Annotated in this window: 19 protein-coding genes; 9 read left to right on the top strand and 10 right to left on the bottom strand. The window is 59.0% G+C overall.

All coding sequences use genetic code 11. The features are described 5' to 3' along the window. The first annotated feature begins 178 nt into the window (after window positions 1-178). The 3 genes from ACF8ME_RS15455 to ACF8ME_RS15465 all read left to right on the top strand — a co-directional run bounded on the left by ACF8ME_RS15455 (window position 179) and on the right by ACF8ME_RS15465 (window position 2,012). Complete coding sequence (locus tag ACF8ME_RS15455; RefSeq protein ID WP_016449385.1) at window positions 179-919, top strand: TerC family protein; 741 nt, start codon at window positions 179-181, stop codon at window positions 917-919. Window positions 920-1,053: 134 nt separating this feature from the next. Beyond that, entirely contained in the window at window positions 1,054-1,512 is a 459-nt protein-coding gene (locus tag ACF8ME_RS15460; protein WP_016449386.1) for a hypothetical protein, read from the top strand. A 152-nt stretch (window positions 1,513-1,664) separates the two neighbouring features. Beyond that, complete coding sequence (locus ACF8ME_RS15465; RefSeq protein WP_012202791.1) at window positions 1,665-2,012, top strand: phage holin family protein; 348 nt, start codon at window positions 1,665-1,667, stop codon at window positions 2,010-2,012. On the opposite strand, the gene ACF8ME_RS15470 is transcribed toward ACF8ME_RS15465, so the two are convergent. Then, complete coding sequence (locus tag ACF8ME_RS15470) at window positions 1,986-3,611, bottom strand: M48 family metalloprotease (protein ID WP_392417281.1); 1,626 nt, start codon at window positions 3,609-3,611, stop codon at window positions 1,986-1,988. The two genes, ACF8ME_RS15465 and ACF8ME_RS15470, sit on opposite strands and share 27 nt — an antisense overlap. Window positions 3,612-3,763: 152 nt before the next feature. Between ACF8ME_RS15470 and moaC the strand changes: the two genes are divergently transcribed. Further along, entirely contained in the window at window positions 3,764-4,252 is a 489-nt protein-coding gene (gene moaC / locus ACF8ME_RS15475) for a cyclic pyranopterin monophosphate synthase MoaC (protein WP_374006318.1), read from the top strand. Window positions 4,253-4,266: 14 nt separating this feature from the next. Here moaC and ACF8ME_RS15480 read toward each other — a convergent pair whose 3' ends face one another. Then, window positions 4,267-4,683 carry a divergent PAP2 family protein gene (locus ACF8ME_RS15480; RefSeq protein ID WP_392417282.1) on the bottom strand — a complete coding sequence of 139 codons (417 nt, stop codon included), beginning with the start codon at window positions 4,681-4,683 and terminating at the stop codon, window positions 4,267-4,269. Continuing rightward, the gene (locus ACF8ME_RS15485) at window positions 4,680-5,573 is read right to left on the bottom strand and encodes a decaprenyl-phosphate phosphoribosyltransferase (protein WP_392417284.1); all 894 of its coding nucleotides are present in this window, start codon (window positions 5,571-5,573) and stop codon (window positions 4,680-4,682) included. Before ACF8ME_RS15485 ends, ACF8ME_RS15480 begins: the two co-directional genes overlap by 4 nt. A 23-nt stretch (window positions 5,574-5,596) precedes the next feature. On the opposite strand from ACF8ME_RS15485, the gene ACF8ME_RS15490 reads away from it, so the two are divergent. From ACF8ME_RS15490 to ACF8ME_RS15500, 3 genes are read left to right on the top strand one after another with little or no spacing between them, the layout of a single operon-like run. Then, complete coding sequence (locus tag ACF8ME_RS15490) at window positions 5,597-6,010, top strand: GtrA family protein (RefSeq protein ID WP_043790892.1); 414 nt, start codon at window positions 5,597-5,599, stop codon at window positions 6,008-6,010. After that, window positions 6,007-7,314, top strand: coding sequence for an FAD-dependent oxidoreductase (locus tag ACF8ME_RS15495; RefSeq protein WP_392417286.1), 1,308 nt, complete (start codon window positions 6,007-6,009; stop codon window positions 7,312-7,314). Before ACF8ME_RS15490 ends, ACF8ME_RS15495 begins: the two co-directional genes overlap by 4 nt. Before the next feature lies 1 nt (window position 7,315). Continuing rightward, window positions 7,316-8,068 (top strand): SDR family NAD(P)-dependent oxidoreductase, encoded by a 753-nt coding sequence (locus ACF8ME_RS15500; protein WP_043790887.1) that lies wholly within the window; start codon window positions 7,316-7,318, stop codon window positions 8,066-8,068. Between the two features lie 679 nt (window positions 8,069-8,747). Here ACF8ME_RS15500 and ACF8ME_RS15505 read toward each other — a convergent pair. The 7 genes from ACF8ME_RS15505 to sucC form a co-directional block, all read right to left on the bottom strand. Next, window positions 8,748-10,640 (bottom strand): hypothetical protein, encoded by a 1,893-nt coding sequence (locus ACF8ME_RS15505; protein WP_392408102.1) that lies wholly within the window; start codon window positions 10,638-10,640, stop codon window positions 8,748-8,750. A gap of 55 nt (window positions 10,641-10,695) precedes the next feature. Then, window positions 10,696-11,223, bottom strand: a complete 528-nt coding sequence (locus ACF8ME_RS15510; RefSeq protein WP_392417288.1) for a pilin — start codon at window positions 11,221-11,223, stop codon at window positions 10,696-10,698. Between the two features lie 222 nt (window positions 11,224-11,445). Then, complete coding sequence (locus ACF8ME_RS15515; RefSeq protein ID WP_017405118.1) at window positions 11,446-12,156, bottom strand: FHA domain-containing protein; 711 nt, start codon at window positions 12,154-12,156, stop codon at window positions 11,446-11,448. A gap of 248 nt (window positions 12,157-12,404) precedes the next feature. Continuing rightward, window positions 12,405-13,187 carry a PP2C family serine/threonine-protein phosphatase gene (locus tag ACF8ME_RS15520; RefSeq protein WP_017405117.1) on the bottom strand — a complete coding sequence of 261 codons (783 nt, stop codon included), beginning with the start codon at window positions 13,185-13,187 and terminating at the stop codon, window positions 12,405-12,407. 294 nt (window positions 13,188-13,481) lie between these two features. Beyond that, the gene (locus ACF8ME_RS15525) at window positions 13,482-14,174 is read right to left on the bottom strand and encodes a TerC family protein (protein ID WP_016449393.1); all 693 of its coding nucleotides are present in this window, start codon (window positions 14,172-14,174) and stop codon (window positions 13,482-13,484) included. 165 nt (window positions 14,175-14,339) lie between these two features. Beyond that, complete coding sequence (gene sucD / locus ACF8ME_RS15530; RefSeq protein ID WP_016449394.1) at window positions 14,340-15,233, bottom strand: succinate--CoA ligase subunit alpha; 894 nt, start codon at window positions 15,231-15,233, stop codon at window positions 14,340-14,342. A gap of 20 nt (window positions 15,234-15,253) precedes the next feature. Next, entirely contained in the window at window positions 15,254-16,414 is a 1,161-nt protein-coding gene (sucC, locus tag ACF8ME_RS15535; protein WP_016449395.1) for an ADP-forming succinate--CoA ligase subunit beta, read from the bottom strand. Window positions 16,415-16,850: 436 nt separating this feature from the next. On the opposite strand from sucC, the gene argC reads away from it, so the two are divergent. Together argC and ACF8ME_RS15545 are read left to right on the top strand one after the other, a co-directional pair. Then, entirely contained in the window at window positions 16,851-17,783 is a 933-nt protein-coding gene (gene argC / locus ACF8ME_RS15540) for an N-acetyl-gamma-glutamyl-phosphate reductase (RefSeq protein WP_017405114.1), read from the top strand. Further along, window positions 17,780-19,663 (top strand): hypothetical protein, encoded by a 1,884-nt coding sequence (locus ACF8ME_RS15545; RefSeq protein ID WP_392417289.1) that lies wholly within the window; start codon window positions 17,780-17,782, stop codon window positions 19,661-19,663. The genes argC and ACF8ME_RS15545 overlap by 4 nt, the downstream gene beginning before the upstream one ends. Window positions 19,664-19,670: the final 7 nt, after the last annotated feature.

Genomic DNA, 19,670 nt, shown 5'->3' on the forward strand with positions numbered 1-19,670 from the left:
CCGCAGCCGAGCAAGACCTTTGATGGACCTGATGACGGTCGATCAAGGTGTTCTCCCCTGAGCCAGGCATGTCCTTGCCCGGGTAGGCGCTGTGTCGTCGCATCGGTCTTTCTGTGCTGGTGGGTGTTTCTCCAGGAGGGAGGAGTTCCCGCCGGCCGTACTCAACAGCGAGGACCTTATGGACTTGGACTTTCTGACTCACGCCCCGTTCTGGGTGGCCCTGGGCCAAATCATCATCATCGACATCCTGCTGGGCGGGGACAACGCGGTCGTGATCGCGCTGGCCTGCCGCAAGCTGCCGCCCGCGCAGCGCAAGAAGGGCATCATCTGGGGCACGGCTGGCGCCATCATCCTGCGCGTCATCCTGATCGCCTTCGCGATGACGCTGCTGGCGCTGCCCTTCCTGAAGTTTGTCGGCGCACTGCTGCTGGTGTGGATCGGTATCAAGCTGATTGCGCCTGATGAAGATGGCCATGACAACATCCAGGGCAGCGACAAGCTGCTGGCGGCCATCAAGACCATCATCGTCGCCGACCTGGTGATGAGCGTGGACAACGTGATCGCCATCGCCGGCGCCGCACAGAGCTCGGGCGAACACCAGCTGCTGCTGGTCGTGCTGGGTCTGTTGATCTCCATCCCCATCATCGTCTGGGGCTCGCAGCTCGTGATCAAGCTGATGGAGCGCTTCCCCATCATCATCGTGGCCGGCGGCATGCTGCTGGGCTGGATTGCCGGCGGCATGCTGGTCACCGACCCCGTCTTCGCCAATACGGAGAAGTGGGACTGGATGGTCAAGCTGCCCCAGACCGACATGCTCAAGTACGGTGCCAGCGTGTTCGGAGCCCTGCTGGTGCTGGCACTGGGCAAGTACATCGCTTCGCGCCGTCCTGCTCCCAAGGCGGATGCCCACGGAGCTTGATTTCCTGAAAAGTTGAGGTTGGCGCCGGGTTGGCCTGTCTGGCCTCCCGCGCCGATTCGCGACAATCCAGTGCAAGGGCGGCTTTGACCGCCCGCCTGTCCCACCCCGCAAACCCAGTTCGACAAGGACTTGCTTTGAACCCCATCATCGTCTACGTGGATGACGCTTCCTACGCCCTGCCTCTGGTCCAGGCCCTGGCCGCCTCGCCGCAGGCCCAGTCCTCGCACTGGTTGCTGGTGGCCTGCGCACCGCGCATAACCCACCGTGTCAGCAAATGGGTGAGCCACAGCGCACGCGAAAGCTGGCGCGGCAAGTGGGCCGACAAGCTGTTTGCCCAGTTGCTGCCGGTGTTCGGTGACAGTGCAGGCCGAATCACGCCGGTGCTGGCCAAGGGGCCGCTGGCCGAACTGGTGGCCCAGCTCCAGCAGGAGCATGGCGCGGCCCAGATCGTCGATGCGCGCCGCCCCAAGCAGGAAGCCACGGCCCCAGCCGTGGCGCCTGCAGCCCCGCTGGGCCGGCGCTGGAATCTTCCGGGAACGCTGGCGGCCATCGGCGCGCTGATGGGCCTGGTGTTCGAGGAAGCGATGGTCTAAAGGCTGGCATCTGCCTGGCTGCTCTGGTCAGGCGATCACTGTCAGGACGGCATCCCGGAAAACGGGATGCCGTTTTTCATGGAGTTCTCCGGTCCACGGTTCCCAGTGCGCCGCCTCAACCCGGATCTGCCGGCTGCTGCTATGCTGCCCGCATGAAAATCCTGATCAAATGGCTGCTCAGCGCCGGTGCCCTGCTGGTCGTGGCCTATCTCTATGGTGGCGTGCAGGTCAACAGCTTCAGCTCGGCCATGATCGCGGCGCTGGTCATCGGCCTGCTCAACGCGGTGCTGCGGCCCATCCTCGTGGTGCTGACGCTGCCCGTGACCATCGTGACGGTCGGGCTGTTTCTCTTCGTGGTCAACGGACTGATGTTCTGGGCAGCCTCGGGCCTGCTCAGCGGCTTTCATGTCGCGGGCTTTTGGGCGGCCATGCTGGGCGCGCTCATCTACTCGCTGCTGGGCCTGGCCATCGAGTCACTTCTCGCGCGCCTGTTCCCTTAGCAGCTCCTCCACGGCGCGCAGACGCGTGTCCACGATGGAGGCTTCAATGAAATCCACCTTGGACCCGCCCTTGCGGGCCAGTTCCTGCGCTGCCTTGAAGCGATCCACCGCGGCCGCATAGTCGTAGTGCGCGACCTGGGCCTCGGCCTCGGCGCGCAGGGCGCGCAGCTCCTGGCCCTGAGAGCGCTGAACCTGGGCCAGCAGTTGCCAGGCGCTGGCATCGCGCGGGTGGTCCGTCACCCAGGTCTGCAGCGGGCCTGCCATGCTGGCGGCGCCCTGCTCGCGCAGCAGGATCTGCGTGCGCATCAGCAATTCCGGCCTGCGCACGGCGCGGTTTTCGACCACATTGACGGTGGCGAGACTGGGGCCGCTTTCCGTTGTCTTGGCGGGGACGGATTCCGTGGGACTGGCCTGGGCAGGTGCGGCTGCAGGCAGGTAGAGCGGTGGCAACGCCTGCAACGCGGCGCCGGGCTTGCCGGCTGTCAGCTCCAGTTCTGCCTGCAGCAGCTTGGCCTGCCGCAGGGCACCGGGATCGGCGGCCGTGGCCGCTTGAAGGCGCCCGGACATTTCCCGCGCCTCGGCCCAATCGCGCAATTGCACGGCGCTCAGCGTGGCGGCATACAACTGTGCCACCTGCTGGGTCGGTGTTTGGCTCCCAAAGCTGGTGGAGCGCGGCAGCTCGGCCCACTGGCGCAGCACGTCCACGCCCGGGCGCGACAGCACGCGGGCCCGTGCGGCCATCATCACGTGTTCCAGGGAAGGGGCGGGCGCGGGCGCAACGCCGCGCGGCAGGCGTGAATGCATGTCGGCCATGCGCTCCGTGGTCAGCGGATGGCTGCGCAGATAGGGCCAGCTGCCGTTGTCATTGAGCCGATTGGCCTGCTGCAGCTTGTCGAACATGGTGACAAAGCCCTGCGGCGCAAAGCCCGCAGGCGCCATCAAGCCATAACCCATGCGGTCGGCCTCGCGCTCCATGTCGCGAGAGAAGTTCAGCTGGTTCTGCACGGCCAGCGCCTGGCCGCCCATCATCATCGCCATGGCGGCATCCGGGCTGCGGCTGGCGGCCAGGGCGCCCAGGATCATCGATCCGATCATCAGCGGCGTCTGCTTGCCCTGCTGGGCAATGAGCCGCGCAATGTGGCGCTGCGTGACGTGGCTCAGCTCATGCGCCAGCACCGACGCCAGCTCGTCGCGCGTGCTGACCACTCCGATCAGTCCCAGGTGCACTCCCAGATAGCCGCCGGGCAGCGCAAAGGCGTTGACCGAGCGGTCCCGCCCCAGCAGGATCTCCCAGGCAAAGCGCTCTTCCAGCTCGTCCGACAGCTCGCCACGCGTGCGCGCCGCATCGACCAGGTGCTGCCAGATGCCTTCCACATATTCCTGCAGAACGGCGTCGTCTATGTAGTCCGGATCGCGGTACAGCGAGCGGATGATGCGGTCACCCAGGCGCCGCTCGTCACTGGTAGTCGTGGCTGCGCCATCGCCCAGCGTGGGCAGGCGCAACTGGGCCTGTGCGGGTGCATGCGTTGCGATGGTGAGAGAGGCCGCCAGCAGCTGCAGGCCGACGGCGATACGTGTCTTCAGGCGTGATGGGCGCATGGGCAGGTAAGAACCAAGGGGCCGGGCCCGTGCATAGTCACGGGGCGGTGGAACACCCCACTATGATGCCTCGGTTCGCCGAACGTTCATGGCAGGACTGACCAGCGTGTCAGGACTGGCGTAGACCGGCCCGTGCATTTTCAGGAGTTTCCATGTCTTCCCTCACCCATTTCGATGCCCAGGGCCAGGCCCACATGGTGGATGTCGGCGCCAAGCCCGCAACCCACCGCATCGCGGTCGCCGAGGGCCGCATCACCATGCAGCCCGAAACCCTGGCCATCATCCAGAGCGGCACGGCCAAGAAGGGCGACGTGCTGGGCATCGCGCGCATCGCCGGCATCATGGCTGCCAAGAAGACCAGTGACCTGATTCCTCTGTGCCATCCGCTTGCGCTGACGCGGGTGGCTGTGGAGTTTGAGTTGCTGCCCGAAACGTCGTCCGTCCGCTGTCTTGCCACCGTGGAGACCGTTGGTCCGACCGGGGTGGAGATGGAGGCGCTCACGGCCGTGCAGGTGGCCCTGCTCACGGTCTATGACATGTGCAAGGCGGTGGACAAGGGCATGGTGATGGAGGGAACCAGGGTGCTGGAGAAGCACGGAGGCAAGACGGGGAGCTTTATTGCATACGCCCCTGATCAGTGAACAGCTTTGAAACCTCAACCCAGCATTTTCTTTACGGCAATTGCAATGACTATCCCGACCAGGATGCCCGCTGAAATCTCTAGCCGCGTGTGACCCATACGCTCCCGCAGGGGCCTGTGGGAGGCATCTTTTGCAGCAAGTCTGTTGATAGTCTGCGCATGATTGCCAACCTGGCGGCGCAAACTGTTGGCATCCAGAACGACAATGCAAGCAAGCGTGAATGCTACGCCGAAAGCTGGGTGGTCAAGGCCTTCCTTCAGGGCGATCAGGGTCGCCATGCTGCTCACGATGGCGCTATGGTTGCTAGGAAGCCCGCCGTAACCGATGAGACTGAACGCGAGTCGCCGAGCCTTGATGCTGTTGATCATGAACTTCATGGAACCGGCCACCAGCCAGGCGAGAAATGGGGTTAGCACGTAGGCGTAGTTCATGACAGGCCGGCCGTAGGCCAAAGGGCCCATCCACACGTAAAGACCCACACCAAGACAGTCAGCAGCAGTTGCCAGTCAACCAGCAGTGCATCGGTGGGAGACTCGCCCCCGTTCAGCGCCTCCACCACAAACCAGTAACGGAACAGTCCAAACAGCACGAGCGGGATGGTGATCACGAGCTCAGGTCTCTCTGACATGACAAACATACTGTAAAACAGTAGTGCCCCAGTGGCTGACATCTCTGCGTAGCGGTCGACCAGGGCAACAGAGTATTTCTCCAGAACCTGCCGGCCCTTGCTGCCGCTGTGGCTCAATTCCTGCCGCCGTTTGACGGCAGCCAGGTAGAGGGCCAAGCACAGGGTCGTGATGAACATCCAGGAAGATACAGGTACTTCGAGTGCCATGGCTCCTGCATACACCCTTAGCACGAAACCAATGGCAATGGTGAAGATGTCTACTACCGGCTGATGCTTGAGAGCGAAGGTGTAGGCCAGATTGAGAATCAAGTACGAAGCGATGACCAAGCCAACTTTCGGTACAACGATCAGGCCATAGAGCAGCGCTGCATAAAGGGTGGCAAGCAACATCAGGGCCATGCGTACGGACACGATGCCAGCCGCCAAGGGGCGCGTTTTCGACTTCGAGGGGTGAAGGCGATCACGCTCGATGTCATGGATGTCGTTGATGATGTAGGTGGCAGAAGACGCCAGACAGAACAGTGCTGCCGCAAGCAGCGCGCTGAGGATGGCGTATGGTTCCAGAAATTTTCCGACGAAAACCAGCGGGGCCAGTACAAAACTGTTCTTGATCCACTGCTTGGGCCTCATCAGTCTCAACAGTCCGAGCAGTTGGGCCTGAGGCGAGCGGGATGCTACGGTATCATGGATCATTTCAAATGCCGGTAATATGTTCAATGCGTTCCTCAACCAAGCTGGCGCTTAGCTACGGCATTTTCGCACTAGTAGCCACTGTGGCGAACATTGGCGCCCAAGATATTATTGTTCAAATCTATGATGGTGTATTCCATGTGTGGGTTTCCATTATCGGCGGAACAGGCGTTGGGCTTTTGGTCAAATATTTTCTTGACAAGCACTACATTTTCCGATTTCGACCGAAGGATGTGGTCCATGATGCCCAGGTATTTCTGCTCTACATCGGGATGGGATTGATTACCACCATTCTGTTTTGGGCATCCGAACTGGGATTTCACGCAGTTTTCGAGACAAAGGAAATGCGCTATCTAGGTGGGTGTGTTGGATTAGCAATCGGCTATCTCGTAAAATACCATTTGGACAAGAGATTTGTTTTTCGTTCGGACGCTTTATGAAATCCGTATCTTCCTGGGGGCGTTTGAGTGCATCTCCACACCATGTAGTGGAGCTACACAATGCGGAACATGCGAGGGGCGCAGTGCTGAATAGCCCGCTTCCCGGCCTGGCTTATGGTATGGGGCGCAGTTATGGCGATGTTTGTCTGAATTCTGGGGGAACACTTTGGAATACGGGAAAAATGGACCATTTTATCGCTTTTGATCAGGAGAGCGGTCGTTTGATCTGTGAGTCCGGTGTTCTCTTGCGTGATATTCAAAGGCTGATGGTTCCACGCGGATGGATGCTGGCAGTCACACCGGGAACGCAGATGGTGACCGTAGGCGGTGCGGTAGCCAATGATGTCCATGGCAAGAATCATCATGTACATGGGAGTTTTGGTGATCATGTACTATCCATGACGCTGCTGCGCACCGATGGCGAAATCATCCACTGTGGACCATTCGAACGAAAGGAATGGTTTGCTGCAACGGTTGGTGGCATGGGTCTTACAGGATTGATCACTCAAGTGGAAATGCAGCTGCATCGCATACCTGGTCCCTGGGTGGATGCTGAAACAATTCCATATTCTCATCTGGATGAATTTTTCTGTATTGCAGATGATTCTGAGGACCATTGGGAGCATACGGTTTCATGGATTGATTGCTTGTCTGGCGTACAAGGAAGGGGCTTGTTCATGAGAGGTAACTTCCAGAATTCCCAGTTATCTCATCAGGCACAGTACGCGGCCCGCAGCATAAAAATGCCTGTTACGCCGCCAATTTCCCTGGTCAATCAATGCTCTTTAAGGCTATTCAACAACCTTTACTACCATTTGAAGAAAATCCGTGCTGGTCGTAACGTAGTTCACTATGAGCCATTCCTCTATCCGCTGGATAACCTGCTGGAATGGAACAGAATATATGGACGGAGTGGGTTTTTTCAGTACCAAAGCGTGGTGCCCAGAAGTGTCGCGCTTGATTCGGTCAAGGCCATGCTCAGGGAGATCACGGCCTTTGGTGGAGGATCATTTCTGGCGGTGCTGAAAACATTCACCAAAAGAGAGGCTGTGGGTATGATGAGTTTTCCGCGTGAGGGAGCGACTCTGGCATTGGATTTCCCAGATCAAGGAAAGCGTACTGCCGATCTTTTCACACGGCTTGATCACATTGTTAGAGAGGCTGGTGGCCGTATCTATATGGCAAAGGATGCGCGTATGCCACGTGAACTTTTCGAGGTTGGATACCCGCGTCTCCAGGAATTTTTGAAATATCGAGATCCAGGCATAAGTTCCGTTCTCTCGCGCAGACTGATGGGAGGTTGAATTGTCTAATAAAAAGAGAATTGTAATTGTCGGTGCTACCTCAGCTATTGCACAGCACTGTGCCAGATTATGGCTTCAGGGTTCTGAAGTTGATCTCGTACTGATTGGTCGGGAGCAGCAGCGTCTTGAGAGTATTGCGGCCGATTTCAAAGTAAGGAACACCGGCGTCCACATTGTGATTGAGCAGGCGAGTTTCACCGATGTTGCGAGCATTGCTGAGGTTGCAAGAAAAGTAATGGATCATGGTGACGTCGATATCTTGTTGATTGCGCATGGTGCATTGCCATTGCAGCGTGATTGTCAAGAGGATCTGATGCTTTGCGAGAGGATGCTGGAAATCAATGCAATATCTCCTGTGCTTTTTGCGGAGGCTTTTGCAAAGTACATGGAGAGGCAAGCTCATGGCACCATTGCCCTGATCGGCTCTGTTGCAGGAGATAGAGGGCGCAGATCAAACTATGTGTATGGCGCAGCAAAGGGTCTGGTTGATCGATATGCCCAAGGGCTACGTCACCGATTTGCCGGGAAGGCGCTGAAAATCGTACTTGTCAAGCCAGGCCCTACAGATACCCCCATGACGGAAAGCATGAAAGGTAAGGGCCCTCGGCTGGCACCTGTCGGGGATGTGGCCAAGGATATTGTAGATGGCATACACCATGGGCGCGCTGTGATCTATACGCCTCGCAAGTGGAGGCTGATCATGTGGGTGATTGAAAGGATGCCTGATTTTATTTTTAATAAGATGAGTATATGATGCTCCGCTTTTGATGGTTGATTTCCTGTTTGGTCTGCCGTCAACAACTTGCAATCTATTGATATATTTCGCGTTCCTTCAGGGGGAGCATTTGCAATATATGATTTTGCTAGGACTTCCTTTCTTGCTAATTTCTTGGAGTAGTTCAATTGGGTCGAAGCGCTGCCAATCGAAAATGACCAAGTTGTGTCTTCCGTGACTAAATGAGTCGATCAGCATGTGCTTGTAAATCACATCCAAGTACAAAGCTAGGCTTGCAACTCTGACAGCCTTTTTAGCAGGTTCGTGGGGCTTGAGGTGTTCAGGCGTACTTCCTTCGTGATGACCAGGTTCCAAAAGTAAACACTTGCAGCAGCTGGTGGTGCAGGCCATCCACAGGAAGAAGCAGGGGGCCCACGATGGCCTCTTGTGCTGGCTAGAGTACTCTCTACAGCCTATGGGAGCGGGTATCCTTGAAGACCTCTCACGCATTCTCCCATTTGTGACCGTCGCGGTACCTGTGCGCTGACTGTCCGGCGTCTTAGCGCGCACGGCCGCCCGGCAGGCGTTCTTCTGCAGGGCAACCAACATGGCTTGGCACCGGGTTTTGTCGCAGGGACTCATCAACTTTTGCAGAATGGCTCGAGCCAAATATGGATAGCGCTTGGAGGCTATCCAATCATTCCGCATGTGACAGTCATCACCTGTACGCGCTTTTCAGATCGACGGAGTTGTCGACTCTAAATTGACTACAGACCTGTGGCGTAGAATTTTCAGGATTCTTGCAGAGGTTGGATAAAAATATAGATCTAGATTGTGCCGCCTCCTCTACTCCCGCTGGTACAAAGTATCTTGTTGATTCTTTGTAAAGGTGCTCGCCTTCCGACCATTTGTCCATCCCATACTTGGCATATGAGGAAAATAGTAGTGCAGAGGCATTGTGCGGATCAGATAGGATCAACATGTCACTCACCATTTCTGCTTTAGAGAATTCTTCTTGATAAATGTATCCTCTTGCCAATATTGCATAGAGCCCCTTCATTTTTGAAGAATCCTTGCTTTTTTCATCTATTGAGTAATCTGATGCGGATTTTATTCCTTGCTGCAGTAGATACTCCTCCAGTAATTTGGTTCCGATTTTTGCATTGCCTTTCCTTATTTGGAGATCTGCCTTGGTTAAGAGTACAAATATGGCATCTTTGGGGCTGTATTGAATGCTCTCGTTCTTTTCCAGCATTTTTTCCGCCGATTCATAGTCGCCCTCTCGGATTGCAGCAATGCTGTAGTTTAGCGCTGCATATGGCAATCCCGGGTTAACTTTCAGAACCCATGACCACAAGCTTAGGTCGCTCTGCCATAGTGGTGTGGTTATTTTAATGACGGCAGATGAGTATATTGTCCAAGAGAAAATAAATGTAGCAAAAGTAAACGTTGTCACTTTTTTTGATTTTTTATCTCCCCAAAGGAATATTGAATAGATTAATTGAGCAAGAAATATGGAAAACCAAACCAGTGGGTATGCTAAAAACCTTTCATGGCCAATATTGCCGCCAATAGTTAATGGTAAAATGTGAGAGACTGGGAGTAAAGAGATGGCAAAGCATGAGAGAAGTATCAGGCTTCTTGCTTTGAATCGAAGGCTGATGATTGTCAGCAATATTAACCCTACGCACGCCAAACATCCTAGGATGACGTCCAGCTTTGTCATATCCAATGGATCCAGTGGATGTTGAGGGTTTAAGCTGGAAAATGGCCAGAACACCATTTTGAAATAGAAAATAAAAGCCCACCCCACATAAGAAATGTGGTGTGGTATATCGTAAAATTTTCTGGCCAGATTTTCATCGGTATGCAATATCTCGGGCATGTAGTGCATACGAATCGCTATATATGCGGCCAAAGATAGAGTCAGGCTGCCCCATAATGGTAGGCCATCAGACTTGAAAGCCTTTTTAACTGAGTAATAAAAAGAATCTCTATCCTGGGAAAATTTTAGCAGGAAAATGGCTATGGGTAATGTAATGGCCATTTCCTTGCAAAGTAGAGCAAAGAAGAAGAATAAAGAAGTAAGAAAAGCCTGAGTCCAACCTGTATACCTGAGGAAGCTGTATACTGCTGCCAAGCTAAATGTTGTGACAAGAAGATCAAAGCGGCCTGCGGCCCATGCTACTGGCTCTACTAATGCAGGGTGCAAGCTATATACAATGCTTCCTGTAATGATAATTATTGACTTATTATTCGATTTTCTTGAATAAACGAACAAAATTGCACACAGCAAAGCTGTGTTAGTCAAATGGATTAATAGATTTACTATATGTGATACTGTTGGATTTGCATTATTCTGAGTCAAGAATTCTATGCAGAAAGTAAGAAGAGGGAGAGGTCTGAAATAGGTTGTTCCTTCGAGTATTGGGCGAAATATTCCTTGCCAAATGAGCTCGGGATCTCTTAAATACGGATTAAATATGAATAACTGCAAATCATCCCAAACGTAATCAAGTTTGGTAATGCTGGGATAATATGCATATATTAATAGAGTGCACAAAATAATGGGATAAGAGACAAGGATTTTTTTTCTGAGATTTGTCTGCATATGGATCCAATAATAAAAATACCCGCCGTAAAGGCGGGTATTTTTCTAGAGATTATTAGCGGCACTCAGACGGAGCATACTTCTCCGGCAAATCGCCAGCAACTGCAGACTTCAGACCGCGATTTCCTGCGCTCACCTTGGTAGCAGAAGCACACGCCCAGTCAATTGCGCCCATGGAGGATGCCGTCGGGGCAGAGCTTTGGACATTGGGAGTAAAGGTGATGAACTTTCCATCCACTCCAGTTGGAATGCCGTTGCCGGCGTTAGCTGCTACGTACACCTTGATGTCCCAAGGCTCGGTGGTTGTTACGGTGATATTTTTGACATACTTGGAAGTTTTTTCATTCTGCGGCTTGTTATTGAATGCCACAGCGGCGGCTGTCAGGCCGCCAGTACTATCGGTCTGAAAGGCTTCGCTCATCATGGATTTCACCGAAGAGCCGGCAATTACCGCTTCAGAAATCTTGGCGCGGACTGTGTAATCCTGATAAGCCGGCAGCGCCACGGCTGCCAAAATGCCGATGATCGCCACAACGATCATCAATTCGATCAAGGTAAAACCTTGCTGGATGGAACGCTTCATGAACTTCTCCTCATAGGGGTTGATTGCATGCTCTACTGAGCAAGAGCCGTGCCAGTCGCTCCAGGGGGCCAAGGTCCACGTCTATGTATGGTTTGGTTGCAACTGACACGGTTGGACGCCATTCTCTGACAAATTGATCCACTTGTTGTGACGTTTTTGTCAGAGATCGTGCGCTTGCTACAGACGTCACGCCAAGCTTGTCGGCGGGGTCGAGCTGGTTCCTTACGCCACCAGGAACTGCATCTGCGTGCCTGCCAGCTCCACCGTGTCTCCGTGCTGCAGTGGCATGGGGCGGCGGCCGATTTCCTGGCCGTTGAGCTTGAGGCTGAGGGCGTCACCTTCCAGCTGGGCGAGCACGAAGCCGTGGTGCTTCTGGGTGATGGAGGCGACGGCCACGCCGGGCTTGCCCAGGGTAGTGACGACTTTGACCAGCGGGACTTCGCGGCCGGCGGCGTTGCCGTTGAGCATGCGGATGGCAGCCTGGCGTGTGGCCAGGCCGGCCATCGAAGGCGGCAGGGTGTGGTCGAAGCCTGAGGGGGTCTGGGTGCTGAACTGCGATGGCAGGTCTTCCGCCAAGGGGGCTGGGCGGGTTGCCTCCACTGCTGCGGCAATGGCCGCCAGTGCCGAGCGCGAGGAGGCGCTGACCTGCTGCTGCACGAAGCGGATCTTGTACTTGCCGATGTCCAGCAGGTCGCCGTGGTTCAGGGTCTGGCGCAGTATGGGCTGGCCGTTGACATAGGTGCCATTGGTGCTGCGCAGGTCTTCGATGATGACGGCACCGTCGACGATGCTGAGCACGGCATGCTCCCCGCTGACCGCGAGGTTGTCGATGACGATGTCGTTGTAGGGGCGGCGTCCCAGCGTGGTGCGCTCCTTGGTCAGCTGCACTTCCTTGATGACGGCGCCGTCGATGGAGATGACCAGGGTCGGCATGCTCAAAATTCCTTTGTTATGCCCGGCTTGCACTGCACTGGGTGATCCGGAGCTGGGGTCTATCCAACTATTATGTCTGCGGCCCGGGCACGCCGGAGTCCGTCATCGTATTTGATACAGGCTATGGCTTGTCTTTGACCGATTGTTGGGTGCGCAATCATTTTTGACAATTGGAACCTGGGGTTTCTGCGCACGCAAGCGCGTCCATCGGATGGGTTCTGCCGTCGATCCCTGCGCTCTGTCTGGGCTCAATCGATGGCAGCGCAGGCGGTAGAGGGCGGATTGGCCTGGAGTTCGATGAGCGCTGCGCTGATGTTGTCGTTTCCGCCTGCTTCATTGGCGGCCGTGAGCAGCGAGGTCAGCAGCACGGGCAGCGGGCTGGACTGCTTGAACAGTGCGGCAATGGCGTCGTCATCGAGCATGTCGGTTAGGCCGTCGGAGCACAGCAGGATGCGGTCGCCAGGCTGCAGCGGCCATTCATTGAAGTCGGGTGTGACGTCCTGGGTCACGCCCAGGGCCTGGGTGAGCAGGTGGCCCAGGCCGGACTGCCGGGCTTCGTGGTCCTGGATGCGGCCTGCATCGATTTCTTCCTGGAGCCAAGTGTGGTCCCGGGTCAGGCGCAGCAGTTGGCCATCGCGCCATCCATAGGCCCGCGAGTCGCCGAGGTGGGCCAGCATCAGCAGGCCGGGCAGCAAAGCGGCTGCGATGACGGTGGTGCCCATGCCGCGGCAGCCGGGTGTTTCCTGGGCGGCGGTGAGGATGGCGGCGTTGGCCAGGTTCAGGGCATTGGCAAGTGACTGCTGCAATTCCTGGCGGGCCTGCGGCGTGTTGGCCACGGGCGCCTCGGTGGTGGTGCTTTGCAGCGCCACGGATACCAGACTAATGGCCATGGCGCTGGCGACTTCGCCGGCGTTGTAGCCGCCCATGCCATCGGCCAGCACGGCAATGGGCCAGGGCTGGGCGCTGGGGTGGATGGTGACGGCGTCCTCGTTGTTGTCACGGCGCCGGCCCACATCGGTGCGTGCAACCATGGCGCAGTACTGGGCAGGAGCTTCCTGCCGGGTGGGTTGGTCCGGGATTTTGGGGGCGCTGGGCATGGTGGCAAAGGACGGATTCGGCGGTGGTGCCATCAGTCCCTGGTGTGCAGATGCAATGGTGAAGACCGGTGCACAGCGTAAATGAAAACAGTGCGCGCAAGTGCCCGGAATGCGCGGGCGCAACGGCTCGTCAGCTTGACGCCACATCAAGATGGGTCCTCGCAAAGCAAAAACGCACTGCCGGGGCAGTGCGTTCGTGATGCGGCGAAGGTGCTGCCTGCGGCAGCGTCAGGCCTGGGCTGCGTGCTTTGCGCCTGAGCGCGCCTGCAGGAACTTGCCAATGCCCACGACCAGCACGGCGCCGGCTGCGGCCGCCACATAGTGCAGCCAGGGGTGGCTGATGGCGTAGCCGTGCAGCAGGCGGTCGTTGACGATGGTTTCTCCGCCGACCCAGCCGATCAGGGCGGCGCCCAGCGTGATGATGACGGGGAAGCGCTCCATGAGCTTGATCATCAGCGTGGAGCCGAAGATCACCAGCGGGATGCTGATGGCCAGGCCCAGGATCAGCAGGACCATGTTGCCCTGCGCAGTGGCGGCCACGGCGATCACGTTGTCCAGGCTCATCACCAGATCGGCGATCAGGATGGTGCGGATGGCAACCATCATGCTGCCATGGCCCTTGGATTCGCCTTCATCATCTTCTTCGCCGGTCAGCAGCTGCAGGCCGATCCACAGCAGCAGGCAGCCGCCCACGATCTGCAGGAAGGACAGCTCCAGCAGCTTTGCCGCGACCACGGTCAGGATGATCCGCAGCACCACGGCGGCGCCGGAGCCGAACATGACGGCTTTCTTTTGCTGTGCGGGGGGCAGCGAGCGTGCTGCGAGGGCGATGACGACGGCGTTGTCGCCAGACAGGATGATGTTGATCCAGACGATCTTCAACAGGCCGATCCAGAAATCGGCGCTTTGCAGGTATTCCATGGTTTCTCCGCTGTTATGAGTTGAAAAGCGCCAGGGCGGTAGCCTCTGGCGCTTTTTCTTTTTTGGAGTCGTCAGTGTAGGGCGGACTTGCCGCCTTACCGATTCGTAATTCTGCGTAATTTCTTCCTGGGGCGAACCCTGGATGTCACGCAGAACCGGTGCCGCTTAGATCAGGCCCTTGAGCAGGCGGCCCATTTCGGAGGGATTGCGGGTGATGACGAAACCGCACTCTTCCATGATGGCCAGCTTGGCGTCGGCCGTGTCGGCGCCGCCGGAGATCAGCGCGCCGGCGTGGCCCATGCGCTTGCCGGGAGGGGCGGTGACACCAGCGATGAAGCCGACGATGGGCTTTTTCATGTTGTCCTTGCACCAGCGGGCAGCTTCGGCTTCGTCGGGACCGCCGATTTCGCCGATCATGATGACGGCGTCGGTGTCGGGATCGTCGTTGAAGGCCTTCATCACGTCGATGTGCTTGAGGCCGTTGATCGGGTCACCGCCGATGCCCACGGCCGACGACTGGCCAATGCCCAGTTCGGTCAGCTGAGCCACGGCTTCGTAGGTCAGCGTGCCGGAGCGGCTGACCACGCCGACGCGGCCCTTCTTGTGGATGTGGCCGGGCATGATGCCGATCTTGATCTCGTCGGGCGTGATCAGGCCGGGGCAGTTGGGGCCCAGCAGCAGGGTGCGCTTGCCGCCTGCAGCTTCCTTGGCGCGCATCTTGTTGCGCACTTCCAGCATGTCACGGACGGGAATGCCTTCGGTGATGCAGATGGCCAGGTCCAGGTCGGCTTCCACGGCTTCCCAGATCGCGGCGGCAGCGCCTGCGGGGGGAACGTAGATCACCGAGACCGTGGCGCCCGTGCCTTGTGCGGCTTCCTTGACGGAGGCGTAGATTGGCACGTCGAAGATCTTTTCGCCGGCCTTCTTGGGGTTCACACCGGCCACGAAGCAGTTCTTGCCGTTCGCGTACTCGATGCATTTTTCCGTGTGGAACTGGCCCGTCTTGCCCGTGATGCCTTGGGTGATGACCTTGGTGTCTTTATTGATGTAGATAGACATGGTGTGTTCTCCGGGCCTGCTTACTTGACGGCTTCGACGATCTTCGTGGCCGCTTCGGCCATGGTGTCGGCGCTGATGATGGGCAGGCCGGACTCGGCCAGCATCTTCTTGCCCAGTTCTTCGTTCGTGCCCTTCATGCGCACGACCAAGGGCACTTGCAGGTTCACGGCCTTGCAGGCAGTGATCACGCCGGTGGCGATGGTGTCGCACTTCATGATGCCGCCGAAGATGTTGACCAGAATGCCTTCGACCTTGGGGTTCTTCAGCATGATCTTGAAGGCTTCGGTGACCTTCTCGGGGGTGGCGCCGCCGCCCACGTCCAGGAAGTTGGCCGGCTCGCCGCCGAACAGCTTGATGGTGTCCATGGTGGCCATGGCCAGGCCGGCACCGTTGACCAGGCAGCCGATGTTGCCGTCCAGCGAGATGTAGGCCAGATCGAACTTGGAGGCTTCGACTTCGGCGGGATCTTCTTCGTCCAGGTCGCGCAGTGCCACGATTTCGGGCAGGCGGAACAGGGCGTTGGCGTCGAAGTTGAACTTGGCGTCCAGGGCAATGACATTGCCCTTGCTGTCACGGTTCAGGGGGTTGATTTCGACCAGCGAGGCATCCGTGTCCATGTAGCACTTGTAGAGCTTCTGGCAGATGTCGATGAACTGGGCAGTGGAGTCGGCAGGCATGCCGATGCCCTTGGCCAGCTCTTCGCCCTGGGCCTGGGTCAGACCGACCAGGGGATCGACGAAGATGGTGATGATCTTCTCGGGCGTGGAGTGGGCCACTTCCTCGATGTCCATGCCGCCTTCGCTGGAAGCGATGAAGGCCACCTTCTGCGTGGCGCGGTCGGTCACGCACGACAGGTAGTATTCCTTCTGGATGTCGGCGCCGTCTTCGATGTACAGGCGGCGGACCTTCTGGCCTTCGGGGCCGGTCTGGTGCGTGACCAGCTGCATGCCCAGAATCTGGCCAGCCAGTGCCTTGACGTCGTCGATGCTCTTGGCAACCTTCACGCCGCCGCCCTTGCCGCGACCACCAGCGTGGATCTGGGCCTTCACGACCCACACGGGGCCGCCGAGCTTCTGGGCGGCCTCGACGGCCTCTTGCACTGTGAACGCAGGGATACCGCGAGGTACAGGCACACCAAACTGACGCAAGATGTCCTTGCCTTGGTATTCATGAATCTTCATGATGTCTCTCTCAAACAAATAGGGGGGGATTGACCCGGTAGCCCTGGGGTGCTGCCTCAAGGCGGAGTGACCTGGCAATCGCCGAATGTACCATGCTGCACTGCGCCATCCGACACGCCCCCATGCGCAGAATCCACAATTTCCTGCGGGCCAAGCAGCATGCCAGGAACTGTGCAATGCATTGATATGTCAGGGAAAAGCCGGTTTCCCGACATTTCTTTCAGGCGCCACAGCTCTTTTGTCTTATAGAGGATCTGCAGGCGGCCCTGCCCGCCGTTTGTAACAGGCGCATGTCAGCACGCCCTTGATCGCCACTGCCAACCGTTTTGCGACAACGGGCGCAGGGGGACCCGGTTTCGGTGAGAATCCGCAGCTGGAACGCGGCAATGGTGCCGCAGCGGCTCCAGGAGGGCCGCGCAGCAGGAGAAATACAGCGATGGCAAAAGTCTTTATCGATGGCGAAGCAGGCACGACAGGGCTGCAGATCCGTGAGCGTCTGGTCGATCTGTCCGGCGTGGAGCTGGTCAGCATTGCGCCCGAGCTGCGAAAGGATCCTGCTGCCAAGCGTGCGCTGATCGCCGGCGTGGACCTGGTCATCCTGTGCCTGCATGACGACGCTGCGCGCGAAACCGTGGCCATGGTCGACGCCATCGAGGCCGAGACCGGCCGCGCCATCAAGATCATCGATGCCTCCACCGCCCACCGCGTGGCGCCGGGCTGGGTCTACGGCTTTCCCGAGCTGCGCAAGGGCCAGTTGGACGCCGTCAAGGCTGCCACGCGCGTGGCCAACCCCGGCTGCTATGCCACGGGCGCCATCGCACTGCTGCACCCGCTGGTGGCGGCAGGCCTCATTCCAGCCGACTACGCGCTGAGCCTGCCCTCGGTGTCCGGCTACTCGGGCGGCGGCCGCAGCATGATCGAAGCCTACGAGGCCGGCACGGCCGCGCCTTACGAGGCCTATGCGCTGGGCCTGTCGCACAAGCACATTCCCGAAATCCTGCACTACACGGGCATGACGCGCCGCCCGGTCTTCATTCCTGCCGTGGGCAATTTCCGCCAGGGCATGCTGGTGCAACTGCCCCTGCATCTGGACCTGCTGCCGGGCGCGCCCAAGGCCGCCGATCTGCACGATGCGCTGGCCGCCCACTACGCGGCGACCAACACGCCCGAGCAATGGGTGTCGGTGCTGCCGCCCACCGAAGACATGAAGCTGGCTGCCGATACGCTGACCGACACGAACAAGCTGGAGCTGCGTGTGTTCGCCAATGAGCAGTACCGCCAGGCCGTGCTGATCGCCCGTCTGGACAACCTGGGCAAGGGCGCCAGCGGCGCCGCCGTGCAGAACCTGCAGATCATGCTGGGCCTGTGAGGCCCCCCGCGCCCCCGTCCTTGCCGGGCCGGCGCGGTCCGGTCTGGGGCCATGTACTGGCCCTGGCCGTGCTGTGTCTGCTGATCGTTGTGTTCGCCTGGAAGCTGCGGCCGGCATTGCCTTCCTCATCGCGCCTGCTGCTGAGTCCGCTGCTGGGCAATATGGAAGCCTGCCTGGTGCAGGACGGGCTGCGCGAGGATTTTCCCAAGGAATTCCAGCAGGTGCCTGCCAGTTGCCTGGGCCCTCAGGGCTCGGCCGCGGAAATGGTGAAAGCCACGCTGCAGCGCTTGGGCCGTCCGCAGGGCGAGGGGCTGGAGCTGGGCTATACGCTCAGCGTGCCTCTGCTGCGCTATGTGCAGTGGAACGGCCGGGCCTGGGAAGTCCGGGGCGAGGCGCTGGACCGCGTGGTGCGCACGGTGGCGCAGGCGCAGCGGCCCGTGGTGCTCTACCTGTTCGCCACGCATTTCGAGGTCCACTCCCAGGCCGAGGAGCGCCTGGCTGCCGATCCCGCCAATCTGGCCTGGACGCCCAAGGGGCCGCTGCCGCTGGACACCTATCTGGGCGCGCGCATCTTCCCGTGGTCGGTTGCGCGGCAGGACAATGAAATCACGCGCGTGCGCAAGCTGGTGGTCGATGCCCTGGCCGAGCGCATGTGCGCTGCGGGCGATGCCGCCATGCATCCGCTGCGTGCGCTCACCGTGCTGGGCGAGACGCACCAGCTGTTCCCGGGTTTCGAGGCCGGCATGGGGTTCGCGGCCGAAGGCTATGCGGTCACCGACTACAGCCCTGCATCCGTGGCGGGCTTCCATGCATTCCTGCGCCAGCGCTATGGCGACATTGCGCGGCTCAATGCCCATCTGAAGTCGGAGTTCGCCAGCTTCGATGCGGTGGAGCCTCCGTCGCGCAACATCCGCAGCGAGCCGCTGCAGAACTTCTTCCAGCACATCGACAGCTATGCGGCTGGCACGGTCCCGGTGTCCGGCTGGGTCCACTCGCCCGACGCGAAGCTGCAAAAGCAACTGGCCGTGGCCGTCTTCGTGGACGGGCGCCCTTACTCGCACGCCCCCGTGCACATGCACCGCCAGGATGTGGCCCAGGCCAAGCCTGATTTCCTCACGCCCGATGTGGGCTGGCGTGCCGACATCCGCTATCCGGCGCTGGGCGAGGGCCTGCACCGCATCGACGTGGTGCTGCAGGCCGGCGGGCGCAGCCTGGGCCTGCTGGCCACGCGCCAGATCGCCGTGATGGACCGCCACCAGGGCGAGCCCAGGCCCCATGCCGCCGAGGCCTTGCCTGACTTCGGCAAGCTGCCGGACGGCGTGGAATTCTGGGTGGACAGCCCGCAGGACCGGCTGGCGCTGTTCTACAACCCGCTGGCGACGGACTGGAACGATTTTCGCGAGCAGCAGGTGGCCGATTACATCCAGGGCTTTTCCGAGCACATCGGGCACGGCTGCCTGGGCCGGGTGCCTCGCTTTGCCCACCAGCTCAACCCCCATGCGAATCCGAGCTGGGACGCCAGCCGCTACGCCGTGGAGCGCAGCCTGCAGCGCATGCCGGGGCTGTCCCTGGGTGTGAGCCTGTATGGCGAAGACACCTACGGCCCGCTGGTCGGCCAGATGCTGCGCCGCTATGGCCACACGGCCTATGGCGTGACGGAGTTCCATCCGCTGGTGGCCCTGTCGCCGCAGCGGCTGGAGAAAGTGCTGACCATGCACCGCCGCCAGGGCGCGCGCTTCCTGTCCTTCTTCATGGAAGCCCGGCTCGAGGATGCGACCGGCACGCAGTCCAGCAACGAGTTCTCCTTCGATGCGGACAACCGCGCGCACGGCTCGGACGCGCTTTACCGCTCGCTGCGCCAGGTGCTGCAGCCGCACTGACCTGCCG

Origin of the sequence: Delftia sp. WSY_7 (genome assembly GCF_043104845.1) — a bacterium.
In the GTDB taxonomy this organism is placed as follows: domain Bacteria; phylum Pseudomonadota; class Gammaproteobacteria; order Burkholderiales; family Burkholderiaceae_C; genus Comamonas; species Comamonas tsuruhatensis.

Bases quoted from the DNA above. Each gene is read 5' to 3' on its own strand.
- ACF8ME_RS15465 (WP_012202791.1), top strand. From the start codon at position 1,665: ATGAAAATCCTGATCAAATGGCTGCTCAGCGCCGGTGCCCTGCTGGTC.
- ACF8ME_RS15470 (WP_392417281.1), bottom strand. From the start codon at position 3,611: ATGCGCCCATCACGCCTGAAGACACGTATCGCCGTCGGCCTGCAGCTG.
- ACF8ME_RS15495 (WP_392417286.1), top strand. From the start codon at position 6,007: ATGAAATCCGTATCTTCCTGGGGGCGTTTGAGTGCATCTCCACACCAT.
- moaC (WP_374006318.1), top strand. From the start codon at position 3,764: ATGTCTTCCCTCACCCATTTCGATGCCCAGGGCCAGGCCCACATGGTG.
- sucD (WP_016449394.1), bottom strand. From the start codon at position 15,233: ATGTCTATCTACATCAATAAAGACACCAAGGTCATCACCCAAGGCATC.
- ACF8ME_RS15490 (WP_043790892.1), top strand. From the start codon at position 5,597: ATGCGTTCCTCAACCAAGCTGGCGCTTAGCTACGGCATTTTCGCACTA.
- ACF8ME_RS15525 (WP_016449393.1), bottom strand. From the start codon at position 14,174: ATGGAATACCTGCAAAGCGCCGATTTCTGGATCGGCCTGTTGAAGATC.
- argC (WP_017405114.1), top strand. From the start codon at position 16,851: ATGGCAAAAGTCTTTATCGATGGCGAAGCAGGCACGACAGGGCTGCAG.
- ACF8ME_RS15505 (WP_392408102.1), bottom strand. From the start codon at position 10,640: ATGCAGACAAATCTCAGAAAAAAAATCCTTGTCTCTTATCCCATTATT.
- ACF8ME_RS15485 (WP_392417284.1), bottom strand. From the start codon at position 5,573: ATGATCCATGATACCGTAGCATCCCGCTCGCCTCAGGCCCAACTGCTC.
- ACF8ME_RS15455 (WP_016449385.1), top strand. From the start codon at position 179: ATGGACTTGGACTTTCTGACTCACGCCCCGTTCTGGGTGGCCCTGGGC.
- ACF8ME_RS15515 (WP_017405118.1), bottom strand. From the start codon at position 12,156: ATGCCGACCCTGGTCATCTCCATCGACGGCGCCGTCATCAAGGAAGTG.
- ACF8ME_RS15520 (WP_017405117.1), bottom strand. From the start codon at position 13,187: ATGGTTGCACGCACCGATGTGGGCCGGCGCCGTGACAACAACGAGGAC.
- ACF8ME_RS15510 (WP_392417288.1), bottom strand. From the start codon at position 11,223: ATGAAGCGTTCCATCCAGCAAGGTTTTACCTTGATCGAATTGATGATC.
- ACF8ME_RS15480 (WP_392417282.1), bottom strand. From the start codon at position 4,683: ATGAACTACGCCTACGTGCTAACCCCATTTCTCGCCTGGCTGGTGGCC.
- sucC (WP_016449395.1), bottom strand. From the start codon at position 16,414: ATGAAGATTCATGAATACCAAGGCAAGGACATCTTGCGTCAGTTTGGT.